The organism is Flavobacterium bernardetii, assembly GCF_011305415.1.
In the GTDB taxonomy this organism is placed as follows: domain Bacteria; phylum Bacteroidota; class Bacteroidia; order Flavobacteriales; family Flavobacteriaceae; genus Flavobacterium; species Flavobacterium bernardetii.
Genome location: NZ_JAANOQ010000008.1, coordinates 119,933 through 134,252 on the forward strand (window position 1 = coordinate 119,933; position 14,320 = coordinate 134,252).

Annotated in this window: 15 protein-coding genes; 2 read left to right on the forward strand and 13 right to left on the reverse strand. The window is 31.0% G+C overall.

From position 1 onward, the window contains the following. Positions 1-39: 39 nt before the first annotated feature. Positions 40-2,613: a translocation and assembly module lipoprotein TamL gene (gene tamL, locus G6N05_RS13665; RefSeq protein ID WP_449404052.1), complete on the reverse strand. Its 2,574-nt coding sequence runs from the start codon at positions 2,611-2,613 to the stop codon at positions 40-42. Positions 2,614-2,627: 14 nt separating this feature from the next. Here tamL and G6N05_RS13670 point away from each other — a divergent pair, with 14 nt between their 5' ends. Continuing rightward, positions 2,628-3,353: a TrmH family RNA methyltransferase gene (locus G6N05_RS13670; protein ID WP_166130720.1), complete on the forward strand. Its 726-nt coding sequence runs from the start codon at positions 2,628-2,630 to the stop codon at positions 3,351-3,353. A gap of 38 nt (positions 3,354-3,391) precedes the next feature. Here G6N05_RS13670 and porT read toward each other — a convergent pair whose 3' ends face one another. The 12 genes from porT to G6N05_RS13730 form a co-directional block, all read right to left on the reverse strand. After that, positions 3,392-4,090, reverse strand: coding sequence for a type IX secretion/gliding motility protein PorT/SprT (porT, locus tag G6N05_RS13675; protein ID WP_166130723.1), 699 nt, complete (start codon positions 4,088-4,090; stop codon positions 3,392-3,394). A gap of 3 nt (positions 4,091-4,093) precedes the next feature. After that, entirely contained in the window at positions 4,094-4,825 is a 732-nt protein-coding gene (gene ubiE / locus G6N05_RS13680) for a bifunctional demethylmenaquinone methyltransferase/2-methoxy-6-polyprenyl-1,4-benzoquinol methylase UbiE (RefSeq protein WP_166130726.1), read from the reverse strand. Between the two features lie 41 nt (positions 4,826-4,866). Next, positions 4,867-5,364, reverse strand: a complete 498-nt coding sequence (locus G6N05_RS13685; RefSeq protein WP_166130731.1) for a dihydrofolate reductase — start codon at positions 5,362-5,364, stop codon at positions 4,867-4,869. A gap of 5 nt (positions 5,365-5,369) precedes the next feature. Then, a complete protein-coding gene (locus G6N05_RS13690) occupies positions 5,370-6,293 on the reverse strand; it encodes an energy transducer TonB (protein ID WP_166130734.1) in 924 nt (307 codons plus the stop codon). 45 nt (positions 6,294-6,338) lie between these two features. Continuing rightward, positions 6,339-6,938, reverse strand: coding sequence for a tetratricopeptide repeat protein (locus tag G6N05_RS13695; RefSeq protein ID WP_166130738.1), 600 nt, complete (start codon positions 6,936-6,938; stop codon positions 6,339-6,341). Between the two features lie 89 nt (positions 6,939-7,027). Then, positions 7,028-7,306: a hypothetical protein gene (locus G6N05_RS13700; RefSeq protein ID WP_166130742.1), complete on the reverse strand. Its 279-nt coding sequence runs from the start codon at positions 7,304-7,306 to the stop codon at positions 7,028-7,030. 9 nt (positions 7,307-7,315) lie between these two features. Next, positions 7,316-8,140, reverse strand: coding sequence for a thymidylate synthase (locus G6N05_RS13705; protein ID WP_166130745.1), 825 nt, complete (start codon positions 8,138-8,140; stop codon positions 7,316-7,318). A gap of 66 nt (positions 8,141-8,206) precedes the next feature. After that, a complete protein-coding gene (locus G6N05_RS13710) occupies positions 8,207-9,658 on the reverse strand; it encodes an MFS transporter (protein ID WP_166130749.1) in 1,452 nt (483 codons plus the stop codon). A gap of 62 nt (positions 9,659-9,720) precedes the next feature. Continuing rightward, positions 9,721-10,344: a bifunctional nuclease family protein gene (locus G6N05_RS13715; protein WP_166130753.1), complete on the reverse strand. Its 624-nt coding sequence runs from the start codon at positions 10,342-10,344 to the stop codon at positions 9,721-9,723. A 123-nt stretch (positions 10,345-10,467) separates the two neighbouring features. Then, complete coding sequence (locus G6N05_RS13720; RefSeq protein ID WP_166130756.1) at positions 10,468-11,436, reverse strand: electron transfer flavoprotein subunit alpha/FixB family protein; 969 nt, start codon at positions 11,434-11,436, stop codon at positions 10,468-10,470. A gap of 38 nt (positions 11,437-11,474) precedes the next feature. Continuing rightward, a complete protein-coding gene (locus G6N05_RS13725) occupies positions 11,475-12,221 on the reverse strand; it encodes an electron transfer flavoprotein subunit beta/FixA family protein (RefSeq protein WP_166130760.1) in 747 nt (248 codons plus the stop codon). A 253-nt stretch (positions 12,222-12,474) separates the two neighbouring features. Next, positions 12,475-12,663, reverse strand: coding sequence for a hypothetical protein (locus G6N05_RS13730; RefSeq protein ID WP_166130763.1), 189 nt, complete (start codon positions 12,661-12,663; stop codon positions 12,475-12,477). Positions 12,664-12,953: 290 nt separating this feature from the next. Here G6N05_RS13730 and G6N05_RS13735 point away from each other — a divergent pair, with 290 nt between their 5' ends. Then, on the forward strand, positions 12,954-13,703 hold the full coding sequence (locus G6N05_RS13735) for a hypothetical protein (RefSeq protein ID WP_166130766.1): 750 nt from the start codon (positions 12,954-12,956) through the stop codon (positions 13,701-13,703). The last annotated feature ends 617 nt before the right edge of the window (positions 13,704-14,320 follow it).

A 14,320-nucleotide genomic window follows, 5' to 3' on the forward strand; every position in this document is an offset into this window, starting at 1 on the left:
TTGTTGTTTAGATTTACAAAAGTAATAATTTTATTAATTTTAAAAAGGATAATTGATACCTATATTAAAAACTGTTTTAGACAAGCTCATATCTTTTAGCCATCTTTCTGAATATTCTTTTGCTGGATTGTAGGCTTTGAATCCGAAATCACCACGAACAACAAAGAAACCAAAATCATAACGAAGTCCAAAACCAGTACCTAAAGCAAATTCTTGAATGGATTTAGTTCCTTTAAATTTTAGTTTTTCATCTTCTACGTTATCAAAAACATTCCAAATATTACCTGCATCTGTAAATAATGCTCCGTTTAAGCTATTAAAAATATTAAATCTGTATTCTAAATTTAAAGAGAATTTTAAATTGGCTTCGTTGAAATCATTCACACTTTTACTAGCTCCTGGACCTAATGAATAAGCTTGCCAACCACGATTGTCATTACTTCCTCCAGCAAAATAACTTCGTGAAAACGGTACTGAATTAGAATTCCCGTATGGAACCGCAATTCCTCCAAAGAACCTAAAAGCTAAAGAACTCTTTTTATACAAATGCAAATGTTTAATGTATTCGAATTCCGTTTTTACATATTGTGCATACTCTACACCAAATAAAGTTCTTTTGTTATTATCACTGAAAGCCTCATTTTTCTGTTTGGCAATTATATTTAAAATATTACCTGAACTTTCAACTTTTGCTTTAATATTATAAAACTCTATATCATTAAAATCTTTTTTCGTACTTAAATTATACGAGAAACTTGATGATAAAATTAAGTTATTTTCAATTAGTCTTTTTCTTCTTTCTCCAATAGTATTGATGGTTTTAAAGTCATCTTCATTACTAATTGGAATTCCTCCATAAGAAACTTGATTTAAAAATTCTGCAGCTCCAGGAAGTGTTAAGTTTCCATTTTCATCTACAAACTCTACGTTTGTATTATAGATTTGAGCCAAATTATTCAAAGTCTCGTATGAATAATTATACACATTGAAATAATTATCAATATTTAAATTTCTCACAAATTGCAAATTAAACAAATCGAACCTATATTTTTTAGTTTCGTCTTTGTTCAGCCCCCAATCGTAATAAAAACTTCCGTTATAATTTTCTTTATCTAAACCAATATTTGTTTGTTTCGAAAGTCCTAAAGTAATGGCTGTACTAGGTAAAGATTCTTTTTTAATAAATTTTCTGGTATTAAGTGGAAAGAAAATTCTAGGGAAAGTTAATTTTACATTTCCACCATATTCTAAAATATTAAAAAAGGCATTTGTACTATTTTTTATACTTGGATCGGTTGAAGTTCCTATATTTCCTCGAATAGAAAAATCTAAAATTTCGGCGCCTTTAAATAAATTTCTAAAAGTAATTCCTGTAAATCCGGAAATACCAAATTGTTGAATATTGGAGTGCGTTAAATCACCTTTAATATTAAATTGGTATTTTTTCAATGGTGTTAAAACGATATTTGCAATCAATCCGTTACCACTAGCGTCTTCTACATATTGAATTCTTGGAAACGAAAACACCCTTAAATTAGACAATGCTCTTGTGGTTAAAGTTTTATCTTTATCACTAAACAATTGGCCTTCTTCAATAAAAATCGCATTTGTTAATGCTTTTGGTTTGTATTTTAATTTTCCAGAACTGTAGAAATTAAATTTTCTGTAAGAAACACTATCAATACCAACGGCTTTTTCTTTAACTTGTTTATCAGTAAAAATATTGACTTTACTAATTTTATACAATTTAAAAGGTTCTGTATAACTAGAATCCCCCTTTTTTACAAGTCTGTTTCCAATATTAATAGCAATATTTAATGTGTTTTTAGGCTTGTCAATTGTATCTGCATCTGGAATTTTTATGTGATTTTCTTGAAAATGAAACAATCCACGATTTCTAAATTCAGTTGCAATTCGCTTTTTCTCATTAATAATATTTTCTAAATTAAAAGCTTCACCACTTTTAATCAATGTACTATTTGAAATTTGATAGTATAACGAATCTACAACAGTAGATTCGATATTTCTAAAAATACTATCAATTATATATGGTTTACCTGAAACAATATCATAAGAAATTTTTACTTTCTGATTTTTTAAAGAATCGATTTTTGAAGTTATTTTTGCATCAAAAAATCCTCTGTTTTTATAATACTTAAACAATCTTTTTTCCGATTTTCTTACACTTGAAGTATCTAAAACAGAAGGTGCTTCCCCAATTTCTTTAAAAAAATTACTATATCCAGAAACAAAAAAAGATTTTCCCAAACGATTTACTTGCTTTTTTGAATACAGCTTTGTCATTCTTTTAATTCGGTTTGGTTTTTTTAACAACCAAGCATTGTAGGAAGAGTCCGCATTTTTTTTACTTAAATTATAAATCTGTAAACGCGGTTTAAAACCCAATAATTTACTATTTGGTTTTTGATATAATTGAATGTGCAGACCTTCTGAGTTTGAAGATTTGCCATTTACAATAATTTCGTTGTCATGAATAAGCAATTGTTTCTTTTGAATCTTTCTTACTTCAGAACATGAGTAAAAAAATATTCCTAAAAGAAAAAATAGTACTATTTTTGATGTGAGTTTTCTCAAACTTATAATTTTATTCAAAAATACAATTTTTTATGGTTAGCAAAAACCAAATCAAACTAATTAATAGTTTACAGCAAAAAAAGTACCGTAAGTTACATAATCTTTTTATAGCAGAAGGAAAAAAAGTAATTCAGGAACTTATTGATGCTGATTTTAGGTTGGAACATTTATTTGTTACCAAAGAAAACTTGTTTGATTCTAGACATAATTCCGAATTAATTTCCGATGGAGAACTTAAAAAAATAACAGCATTAACAACTGCAAATGATTGTTTGGCGGTTTTTAAAATTAAAGAAGTAAACTCAAAATCAAGCACCGGTTTAGAATTGGCTTTGGATAATATTAAAGACCCTGGAAATATGGGTACGATAATCCGATTATGCGATTGGTTTGGTATTTCTAAAATTGTTTGTACAGAAGAAACGGTTGATATTTACAATCCGAAAGTAGTGCAAGCTACGATGGGAAGTTTGGCTCGAGTAGAAGTTTTATATACGAATTTGACTGATTATTTAAAAACTGCAGATGTAGCCATTTTCGGCACTTTTATGGAAGGAAAAAACATTTATAAAACAGAATTACCTTCTCAAGGAATTATTGTAATGGGAAATGAAGCCAACGGTATTTCTGCAGAAATAGAAAGTTTGGTGACACAAAAAATCAGCATTCCTCGTTTTGGAAATTTACAACAAACGGAAAGTTTAAATGTCGCGACTGCAACTGCTGTGATTTTATCTGAGTTTAAAAGAAGTATTTAAGCTTCTCAGTTGCTAAGTAACTTCGAACTTAAAAATAATTAATGGAACGTGAAGTTCACAAAAACAGCTCTGGTTTTCATAGATTCTATGTTTCCAGTCCAAGGAGAATTTGGATCGTTATCACGAATTAATTCGTCATTCATACCGAAAACACCACGTATAGATGGTGAAAATTTGAAGTAATCTAAATACAAATCGATTCCGAAACCAATTTCATAGTTTTGTGTCCATGTTTTTACTCTAAATCTGTCAGAATAATTATCATCCGGCGCTTTTGCGTTACTTCCTAAGTTTAATGTAGCAGAAACACCACCTAATAAAAAAGGCCTTGCATTTCCTGTTCTTAAGGCAGAATATTTCAACAATAAAGGGAAATGTAGATTTGCTGCTTTTACTTCTCTTAACCTGTCTACACTATCTTCAATATCTGGATATATTAAATTTCTTTGTGTCGCATAAAAACCTGGTTCAAAACGCAAATCGAAATATTCAGTTAATCTTAAATTACCAACTAAACCTACGTTGAAACCTGTTGAAGGCTTTAATTCTATGTCTTTCCCAACAGTTAAGTAATCAAATTTATAATTATAACTGCTAAATCCCAAAAAATACCCCCAATGCACTTTTTGCTTGTCGTGGTTTTCGTGGTTAATGATTGGATTTTTTCCAAAAATTCCGCCTTGACCAAACGAGTTTAGTGAAAATAATAATATAAAAAAGATATATTTAAATTGCATGTTTTACTTTTTTGATGCTTTATAAATTGTAGCCACACCCATTGTTTGAGGGAAGTCCTTAACATCTATAAACCCAATTTTTCGCAAAATATTGTTCAAAGCTTCTCCAAAAGGGAAATTTTGTGCAGAATTTGACAAATATTTGTAGGCATCTTTGTCTTTCGAGAACAATTTACCAATAGTTGGCATGATGAAATTAGTATAAATAAAATAGCCTTGTTTAAATGGAAATTTTGTTGGCACAGAAGTTTCTAATATAATAAAAAGGCCATTTGGCTTCAAAACACGTAGTATTTCAGAAAGTCCTTTTTCTAGATTTTCGAAATTACGAACACCGTAAGCAACAGTTATTACATCAAAATAATTATCCGAGTAAGGAATTTTTTCACCGTCACCTAAAACCATTTGAATTTTTGATTCAAATTTTTTGGCTTCAATTTTTTTCTTCCCAATATCTAACATGCCTTGAGAAATATCTAAACCGATAATTTCTGTTGCTGATGTATCTGCAAACAATATAGCTAAATCACCTGTTCCTGTTGCAACATCTAAAATAGTTGTTGGATTTTGAAGTTTTACCATTTGTAAAATCTTCTTTTTCCAATTTGCATCAGTACCTAATGAAATGATTTTATTTAATCCATCGTAATTTCCCGAAATAGTATCAAACATTTGAGCAACTTGCTCTTTCTTACTTTGTTCAGAATCTTGGTATGGTTTTATGGTTTCAGACATGATTGTTTATTTGTGATACAAAAGTAATTCAAAATTACGATTTAAGAATTACGATTTGCTTTAATAAAAGTTAAAAAAGTAAAATCGAAAGCATGTTTTTCATCTTTTTGATGATGTTCTTCAAAAACAACTTCCCATTTTTCAGAATCAATTTTCGGAAAAAAAGTATCTGCTTCCACTGTAGTATGCACTCGCGTTAATTCTACTTTATCAGCGATATCAATAGATTGCTTATATATTTCACCTCCACCGATAATAAAAACCTCATCATTTTTTGGACAAATTTCAATCGCTTTTTCTAAACTTGGTACTACAATGCAACCTTCTGGCGCTTCATATTTTTTTTGACGCGTGATGATAACGTGTGTTCTGTTAGGTAAGGGTTTTGGAAAACTTTCAAAGGTTTTTCTTCCCATAATGATATAATGCCCTGAAGTTAAGGTTTTAAATCGTTTAAAATCATCAGGTAAATGCCAAACCAATTGGTTGTCTTTACCTAAAGCATTATTTGTGGATGTTGCGGCGATTAGTGTTAGCATGATTATTACTCAATATAGAATTTGAACATAAATGGATATCTAATTTTTAGTATTATTTTTTTACCTCTGCTTACAGAAGGATTCCAATCTTGACAATTAACAATTGCTTTCAAGAAAGAAGTATCAAATTCCGAATTAATCCCTTTAATAATACTTGGGCTTTTTATTTTTCCGTTTTCATCAATAAAAAATTCGATTTCTATTTTACCTTCTGTTATATCAGTTTTATTATATTTTATTTTCGAATTTATTTCATTAGCAAAATCAAACATTTTTTTCTTTGGACTTGCCATCACATCTAATTCTTTATAAACAATGCTGTCTTTGTCAGAAACATACCTTGTTCCAGAAATAAAAACACCATTAGAATATTCTTCAATTAGATAAGGAAATTTTGACGTATTGCTTTTCCAAACACCTTCTTGTTTACCTTCTTTAATATTTCCGGTTATAATAATTTCTGGGTCAACAATAATTTCATAAACACCGTTGCCTTCAACAACCTTTTGCAGACCTTTATTATCCCAATAACTTTTTAAAATTAAAATATTTTGCTTGTCTTTATTGCGTTCATATGAAAAAATACTTTTGTTTTTCCCGTTTTCATAAAAAGTTGTAGTTTCCTTATTAAATATATCAAAATCTTTATAATTTTCTATTTTTGAAACTTTACCATTTTTATAATACTCAATATCTTTTAAAATATTTTTCCACTTTAATGAATCAGAATAAATACTAGCATTCGAAAGTATACCTTTTTCATAAGTTGAAACTTTGAAGTTCTTTCCGATTTTTTCAAATGTCACTTTCTTATAATTGACATCTTTTTTGACTTTCGTATTTAAAGAATCAAAATACTCAACTTTATATACCTGTCCAAAAGAAATCAAACTAAAAAATATAATCGCAACTAAAATAATTTTTTTCATAAAATATTCTGATTCTCTTTAATTTATATAATTGATTCTACTAAATTATTCTTGTGGATTCAAATTATTTTCCTTGAGAATTTCATAGAATTTCTTCTCGTTTTTATTTTTCTTAAACTCCACTAATAAAAGACTTATAATATTTTCAGCATCAGTTCTGTATGGAGATTTTTGCTCAACATATAAATTATAGGCTTTACACATGTTTTGCAAACTTTTTTCATATTCTTTTGTATATTGATAGCAAACTTGTCCTATTCCATAAAACACTTCTGGATTTCCAGAATCAATTAAAGCCATTCTTTCATAATTAGAAATTGCTTTGTTGTAGTCTTTTTTATAAGAATAAACCACAGCTAAATTTTGCAAAGGCATTAAACTTTGAGGATTTATTTCAAGAGATTTTTCATACGCTTTTATCGCTTCATCATAATTTTCTAAATATCTATGACAAAGACCAATATTATCCCAAGCAAATGCAAAGTCTTCATCAATAGCAACTGCTTTTTTGAAATGAGTTAATGCATTTTTATAATTTTTATTTTCAAAGCTTTTTAGTCCCGTATTGTATTCTTGAATAGCTACTTTATTTTCAGAAATAGAATTTTCGTCTTTTCTGTTATCAGCAGCCACTTTAGTTTTCATGGATTTACAGTTTTCCATCAAGTCTCTTTCTAACTCAAAAAAATATTTTTTATATTCATTTGAACTTTCATCAGATGCAATCTCAATAGTTACCTTTTTTTTTCTAAAGGATTATCACTTAATGAATTGATAATTTTAGAACTCATTTGATAAGTCGTAACTTGTTTGTCATTAAAATAACTTATATCATCAGTGATGTCTTCTTTTGATTTGTATGTAACGCTAATAGAATCAATACATTTACAAGCGTTATCTGAAAATTCTTTTAGAAAATTCTCTTTACTCAACTTCGATTTATCTTTATCTTGTGAAAACGACTTTGATAATGGTAAAAAAACCAAACAAATAATAAATAAATATTTTTTCATAAATGAATTTTAAACAGAAACGGCTCCTTTAATATGTTCGTGTGGTTCGTAGCCTTCCAAAGTGAAATCGTCAAAAGTGAAATCGAAAATGTTTGTTACACTTGGATTCAATTTCATTATTGGTAATTTTCTTGGTTCACGACTCAATTGTAAATTTACCTGTTCAATATGATTGTTGTAAATGTGTGCGTCACCAAAAGTGTGTATGAATTCACCTGCTTCAAAACCACAAACTTGAGCCACCATCATGGTAAACAAAGCATAAGAAGCAATATTAAACGGCACTCCTAAGAAAATATCGGCGCTACGTTGGTACAATTGGCAAGATAATTTTCCGTCAGAAACATAAAACTGAAAAAACGCGTGACATGGTGGCAAAGCTGCTTTTCCGTTCGCAACATTTTCTGAAAACGAAACCGAAGTATCTGGTAAAACCGAAGGATTCCAAGCCGAAATTAACATTCTACGGCTATTTGGATTGGTTTTAAGTGTTTCAATTAATTCTGTAATTTGATCAATTTCTTCACTGTTCCAGTTTCTCCATTGATGTCCGTAAACGGGTCCTAAATTTCCATTTTCATCTGCCCAAGCATCCCAAATTTTTACACCATTTTCTTGTAAATAAGCAATATTTGTTTCGCCTTTTAAAAACCACAATAATTCGTGAATAATCGATTTTAAATGTAGTTTTTTGGTTGTTACCATTGGAAAACCTACACTTAAATCAAAACGCATTTGGTAACCAAAAACACTAATGGTTCCAGTTCCTGTACGGTCTCCTTTTTGAGTTCCGTTTTCTAATACGTGCTTTACTAAATCGTGGTATTGTTTCATATTAAAGTTAGAAGTTAGAAGTTAGAAGTTAGAAGTGTAAAAACATTTCAAATCCTTTAACCCATTTTAATGATTGAACGCTTCTACGTCTTTTGGATTGTGTTTGTGTTTAAATAAAATAGCGAAAGCAACCGCAATAACTAAAGCATAAATAGCGAAAGTTAGCCAAATGTTATGCCAATCTTTTATTTCAACAGTGTTTGAAAAGACACCATTAACTGGCGCATTATATTCAATTAGTTTTTTATAAGCTTTGTTTGAAACATCTGTATTCAAAAACTTTAAAAGACTACTTTCCGTATCGAATTTAAACGTAAAAAAACTACTTATTAAAAAACCACTTCCTAAACTTCCTAAAATAGCTCCAAAACCATTGGTCATCATCATAAATAAACCTTGAGCAGAAGAACGAATTTTAGAATCGGTTGTCGTTTCAACGAATAATGAACCTGAAATATTAAAGAAATCGAACGCCAATCCGTACACGATATTCGACATAATAATCATCCATAAACTTCCAATTGGATCACCATAAGCGAAGAATCCAAAACGGAAAACCCAAGCAATTAAACTGAAAAGCATTACTTTTTTAATTCCATATCGTCGTAAGAAAAACGGAATAGCTAAAATGAATATGGTTTCAGAAATTTGTGAAATAGATAAAATTATATTTGCCGATGTTACAGCATAAGTATCAACAAAGGCAGGAACTTTTCCAAAATCGTGAATGTAGGTTTCGCCATACATATTGGTTAATTGTAAAGCTGCTCCTAAAAACATACTAAACACAAAAAACATCGCCATTTTAGATTCTTTGAACAATTTAAAAGCATCTAAACCAAAAATTTGTGAGAAGGTTTTATTTGTTCTTTCGTCTTTAGTTGGTTCAATTTTTGGTAACGTGAAAGAAAATATCCCTAATACAAATGCAAAAAATGAAGCAATGTAAAACTGATTACACTCTATTGGCATTCCTGTTAAATTAGAGAAAAACTCTCCAACTGCTAAAAAACGAGTGTTTAATCCTAATTCAAAAATATCTGGTGGATTAACGCTACTAAATAAGTTCGTACACCACATCGCTACAATGAAACCAATAGTTCCCCAAACTCGAATTGGCGGATAATCTTTAACCACATTAAAGTTAAATTTTTTCAAAACTGCATATGAAAGAGAATTTGACAACGAAAGGGTTGGCATGTAAAACATCATTCCGATAAGTAACACCCAAAAGAAAGTAGAAGGACTATCAATTGCTGGTAAGAAAAGTAAAATTACACCATATAAAATATGGTGAATTCCATATAATTTTTCAAGGTTTAAATATTTATCTGCGATGATTCCAGAAATAGGTGGCATAATGATTGAACCTATTCCTAAAGTTGAAAATACAATTCCAAATTCGGCGCCAGACCATTGTTTAAATCCGAATCCATAACTCGCAAGAGTTGTTAGCCACGCACCCCAAACAAATAATTGTAAAAAACTTACAATTGTTAATTTTAGTTTAATGTTCATAATTTGATTAGCTTTTAATTAGTCAAGTTTTAGTTGTTGGTTGCGTGTTTGACTTATTGTAGTTAACTTTCTTTTTTATCTATTTCTTCTTTTATAATGGCTGCTTTTTCGTAGTCTTCGTTTTGAATGGCTTCGTCTAGCAAAGTATGTAATTCTTCTAACGTATTTTTGGAATAAGTTCCTTGTGAATCATCATTATCGTCACCAAAAGTTTCTGGTTCTGTTAGAATATTATCATTATTCATATCATCTGGATTACCTTCTTGCGTATTCAAATTTAAAAACACACCGGCTTTATCTAAGATGTTTTTGTAGGTAAAAATTGGCGCGTTAAATCGTAACGCTAAAGCAATAGCATCTGAAGTTCGGGCATCAATTATTTCTTCAACACCTTCTCTTTCGCAAATGATGCTAGAATAAAAAACACCATCTACCAATTTATGAATAATCACTTGTTTGATTACAATATCATACTTATCCGCGAAGGTTTTAAACAAATCATGCGTTAAAGGACGCGGTGGTTTTATTTCTTTTTCTAGGGCAATAGCAATTGACTGCGCTTCAAATGCACCGATTACAATTGGTAATTTTCTATCTCCATCCACTTCATTCAAAATCAGAGCATAGGCCCCATTTTGAGTTTGACTATAAGATATCCCTTTAATGGTTAATTTTACTAAACTCATTTTGTACTAAAACTTTATTCAAATGTACTATAAAAATATTTTCTATAAAATAAAAGGCTATCTAAATTAGATATTTCTATCGTATTTAGATAGCCTTTTTTAGGAGGCACAATATATAAAAAATTATGCGTTTGCTGCTTTAAAAGCTTTTAATTTTTCAATCAATTTAGGAACTACATCAAAAGCATCACCAACCACACCATAATCTGCTACTTTAAAGAAAGGCGCTTCAGCATCTGTATTGATAACTACTTTAACTTTAGACGAGTTGATCCCTGCAATATGTTGAATCGCTCCAGAAATACCAACTGCAATATATAAATTGGCAGCTACTGGTTTTCCTGTTTGACCTACGTGTTCTCCGTGTGGTCTCCATCCGATATCTGAAACAGGCTTAGAACAAGCTGTTGCTGCACCAAGTACAGAAGCTAATTCTTCAATCATTCCCCAATTTTCAGGACCTTTTAATCCACGACCAGCAGAAACAACAACTTCAGCATCTGCGATTGTTACTTTTCCTGTAGTTTTTTCTGAATTGGTTACTTTTACACCAAAATCTGCATCAGATAATGAAGGTAAGAAGTCTTCTTCTGTTAATGAAGTAGCGTTTTCTACTAAACCAAATGAGTTTTTAGAAATTCCTAAAACTTTTACGTCTGTAGCAATTTCTGATATGTTGAATGCTTTGTTTGAGAATGCATTTCTTTTTACTTGAAATGGAGCCACACTTATTGGCGCTTCAATAACGTTAGAAGCAAATCCAGCATTTAAGTTAACTGCTACCAATGGTGCAATGTGTAAACTATCTGTAGTTGAAGCTACGATTACCACTTTAGCACCTTCTTTTTCAGCCGCTTGCTTAATTACATCTGCGTAAGCTTTTGCACTAAACGCAGTTAATTTATCATTATTTACTTTTAATACTTTACTTACTCCGTAAGCAGATAAAGCTTCATTTTCTGTAGCGTTAATTGAAACAGCTGTTACTGTTGTTCCTAACATATCGGCTACTTTTTTTGCGTATGAGGCAATTTCAAAAGCTACTTTTTTGAATTTACCGTCGTTTGATTCTGTATATATTAAAACTGACATATCTTTTTAATTATGATTTACGATTTGTGATTTACGAATTAGATAACTTTCGCTTCGTTATGTAATAAACTAATTAATTCGTCTAAATTATCAGGACTAATTAATTTTACCGCTGATTTCGCAGCTGGTTTTTCAAATTTCACAGTTGAAGTTGCGTTAGCATCTCCAGAAGGTTCTACAATATTTAAAGCTTTAGTTCTAGCTGTCATAATTCCTCTCATGTTCGGAATTCTTAAGTCTTTCTCTTCTACTAAACCTTTTTTACCAGCGATAATTAATGGCAAACTTGTTGTTGCTGTTTCTTTACCACCATCAATCTCTCTAATTGTAGTAGCTTCAGTACCTGAAACTTCTAAACCAATACAAGAATTCACAAAGTTAAAACCTAATAATCCGGCTAACATTCCAGGAACCATTCCTCCATTATAATCAATAGATTCAGTACCTGCAATAATTAAGTCGTAACCACCTTGTTTTACCACATTTTCTAATTGTTTGGCTACAAATAAACCATCCGTTGGGTTTGTGTTAACACGAATTGCTTCATCAGCACCAATTGCTAGTGCTTTTCTTAACGTTGCTTCGGCATCTGTACCACCAACATTTACAACTGTTACATGAGCACCATTTTGCTCTTTCAATACAATTGCTTTGGTTAAACCAAATTCATCATTCGGATTAATAACGTATTGAACACCATTTGTATCGAATTCTGTATCGTTATTAACAAAATTAATTTTTGAAGTAGTATCAGGAACGTGACTGATGCAAACTAATATTTTCATTTTTAAAGATTTTATATTGATGGCACGAAAATACAAAAAATGTTTTTAAAAAATACTATGCATGCATATTAAATATTTAATTTTTATTTAAAAATACTGTTTTTTATGAATTGTTTGTTTTTTCAATGATAAAATAAGAATTTGTTAATTAGTGCTAGGATTTGGGATTAGAAGGTTGGTTACAATTGCTTGTGGTTTTTAACACCTTGTCCTACGGGAATCCCATCTATAAGAGAGAAATGATACTAAAAACTTATTTTATATATTTTTCCACCTCAACAAGTTTTAGTCCCATGTATATGGAAAACTCTTCAACAGTTACTGATTGATGTTTTTCTTTATTCAGTTTTGTTTTAATTGCGTTGATAATGTTTCTGCATTGTCTTTCGCTTTTTCCTGTAATAATTTGGATGTCTTTTGGGTAAATACATACTCTGCTCATACTTTACTTCTTTTACTGTGCTTATATAATTTCTTTTATTTTACCTATGCCTCGCCTTTAAGTCGCCTTTAAGTCGGCTTTAAGTCGGCTTAGTATCGGTTTACAAATTTATTAAACGATATGATTATTCCTACAAAATTTTATCTTTTTTTTTAATTTTAACAATAATTATTGAAAAAAAGGAAAAAACCACCCAAAACGGAAAAAAGTATTTTAAACGGCAATGGCCTTACACTTTGGCAGCATAATTGAATTTGTTGCTGTATTAATCATTTAAAAAAATATTTATTATGGCAAAAGTTAATGGAATCATTAAAATTGAAGGTACTGTAGAAGATTTGACATTCTACAAAAAAGACGGGAAAAATTTCGTTAGAAAAAAAGGGGGTATTTCAAAAGAACGTATTATGAATGATCCAAATTTTGTTCGAACTAGAGAAAATGGTTCTGAGTTTGGGCATTGTGGAAGTTCTGGAAAAGTCTTAAAATTAGCGGTAGGTACGATGGTTTTTAAAGCTAAAGACAGTAAGCTTTCGAGTAGACTCTTACAAGTAATGTCGAGGATTAAGAATTTTGACACCGTTTCAGCCCGAGGGAAGCGCAATGTTGCCGCAGGCTTTACTACACCCGAAGGCAAATTGCAATTGAAAGGTTTTGATTTTAACCCAAAAGCTCCATTTAAAGGGGTATTGTTTGCTCCTTATACTTTAGACACAGGTACTGGAGAAGTTTTGATTCCGAATTTTATTCCGATTGAGCAGGTTCAATATCCGCAAGGTGCTACTCATATGAGTTTTCAGAGTGCGGCGGTGCTTGTAGATTTTGAAACTGGATTGTCTGCATCTGTTTATAGTCCGATTGAGAATATTCCTATCTCGTTAACTAACACGAGTGTTACCCTTACTCCTACTTCTGTGCCAACTGGAACTGGTGTGCAGTTGTTTTTGATTCTAATTTCATTTTATCAGGAGGTTAATGGTGCGCAATATTCGTTGAAAAATGAGGAGTTTAACGTATTGCATGTTTTAGAGGTGGTTTAGTTGGGGTTTTGGGGTTTGGGAGAATGGGAGATGGGGAGAATGGGAGATGGGGAGATTGGAGAAAGGGAGATTGGAAGATGGGAAGATGGGAAGATGGGTGATTTGGTGACTTTTGATTGAGAAAATCGGTATTGGTTTTAGGGCTGTCTGAAAAGGCAGCTTTTTTTGTGGAGTTGGGATTTGGGATAGGCACGCAGATTTAATGGATTTGATGGATTGACTTTGATTGTGAGATGCTTCCTTAGGTCAGCATGACAAACTTTGTGGTGATTGGGTTGTGGGGTTTGGGTTTAGATTGTGGGATAGGCACGCAGATCTAAAGGATTGGCTTTGATTATGAGATGCTTCCTTGGGTCAGCATGACAAACTTTGTGGTGATTGGGTTGTGGGGTTTGGGTTTAGATTGTGGGATAGGCACGCAGATTTAAAGGATCTAAAGGATTGGCTTTGATTGTGTCATTCTTCTCTTGCGTGAGAATGACAAACTTTATGGTGATTGGGTTTGTGGGGTTTGGGTTTAGATTGTGGGATAGGCACGCAGATTTAAAGGATCTAAAGGATTGGCTTTGATTGTGTGATTCTTCTCTTGCGTGAGAATGACAAACTTTATGGTGATT

What these genes read in the sequence shown, in the direction of transcription:
- G6N05_RS13685 (WP_166130731.1), bottom strand. Translation starts at nt 5,364, where the DNA reads ATGCTAACACTAATCGCCGCAACATCCACAAATAATGCTTTAGGTAAA.
- G6N05_RS13670 (WP_166130720.1), top strand. Translation starts at nt 2,628, where the DNA reads ATGGTTAGCAAAAACCAAATCAAACTAATTAATAGTTTACAGCAAAAA.
- G6N05_RS13720 (WP_166130756.1), bottom strand. Translation starts at nt 11,436, where the DNA reads ATGTCAGTTTTAATATATACAGAATCAAACGACGGTAAATTCAAAAAA.
- G6N05_RS13710 (WP_166130749.1), bottom strand. Translation starts at nt 9,658, where the DNA reads ATGAACATTAAACTAAAATTAACAATTGTAAGTTTTTTACAATTATTT.
- G6N05_RS13715 (WP_166130753.1), bottom strand. Translation starts at nt 10,344, where the DNA reads ATGAGTTTAGTAAAATTAACCATTAAAGGGATATCTTATAGTCAAACT.
- G6N05_RS13695 (WP_166130738.1), bottom strand. Translation starts at nt 6,938, where the DNA reads ATGAAAACTAAAGTGGCTGCTGATAACAGAAAAGACGAAAATTCTATT.
- G6N05_RS13735 (WP_166130766.1), top strand. Translation starts at nt 12,954, where the DNA reads ATGGCAAAAGTTAATGGAATCATTAAAATTGAAGGTACTGTAGAAGAT.
- G6N05_RS13705 (WP_166130745.1), bottom strand. Translation starts at nt 8,140, where the DNA reads ATGAAACAATACCACGATTTAGTAAAGCACGTATTAGAAAACGGAACT.
- porT (WP_166130723.1), bottom strand. Translation starts at nt 4,090, where the DNA reads ATGCAATTTAAATATATCTTTTTTATATTATTATTTTCACTAAACTCG.
- G6N05_RS13725 (WP_166130760.1), bottom strand. Translation starts at nt 12,221, where the DNA reads ATGAAAATATTAGTTTGCATCAGTCACGTTCCTGATACTACTTCAAAA.
- G6N05_RS13730 (WP_166130763.1), bottom strand. Translation starts at nt 12,663, where the DNA reads ATGAGCAGAGTATGTATTTACCCAAAAGACATCCAAATTATTACAGGA.
- G6N05_RS13690 (WP_166130734.1), bottom strand. Translation starts at nt 6,293, where the DNA reads ATGAAAAAAATTATTTTAGTTGCGATTATATTTTTTAGTTTGATTTCT.
- ubiE (WP_166130726.1), bottom strand. Translation starts at nt 4,825, where the DNA reads ATGTCTGAAACCATAAAACCATACCAAGATTCTGAACAAAGTAAGAAA.
- G6N05_RS13700 (WP_166130742.1), bottom strand. Translation starts at nt 7,306, where the DNA reads ATGAAAAAATATTTATTTATTATTTGTTTGGTTTTTTTACCATTATCA.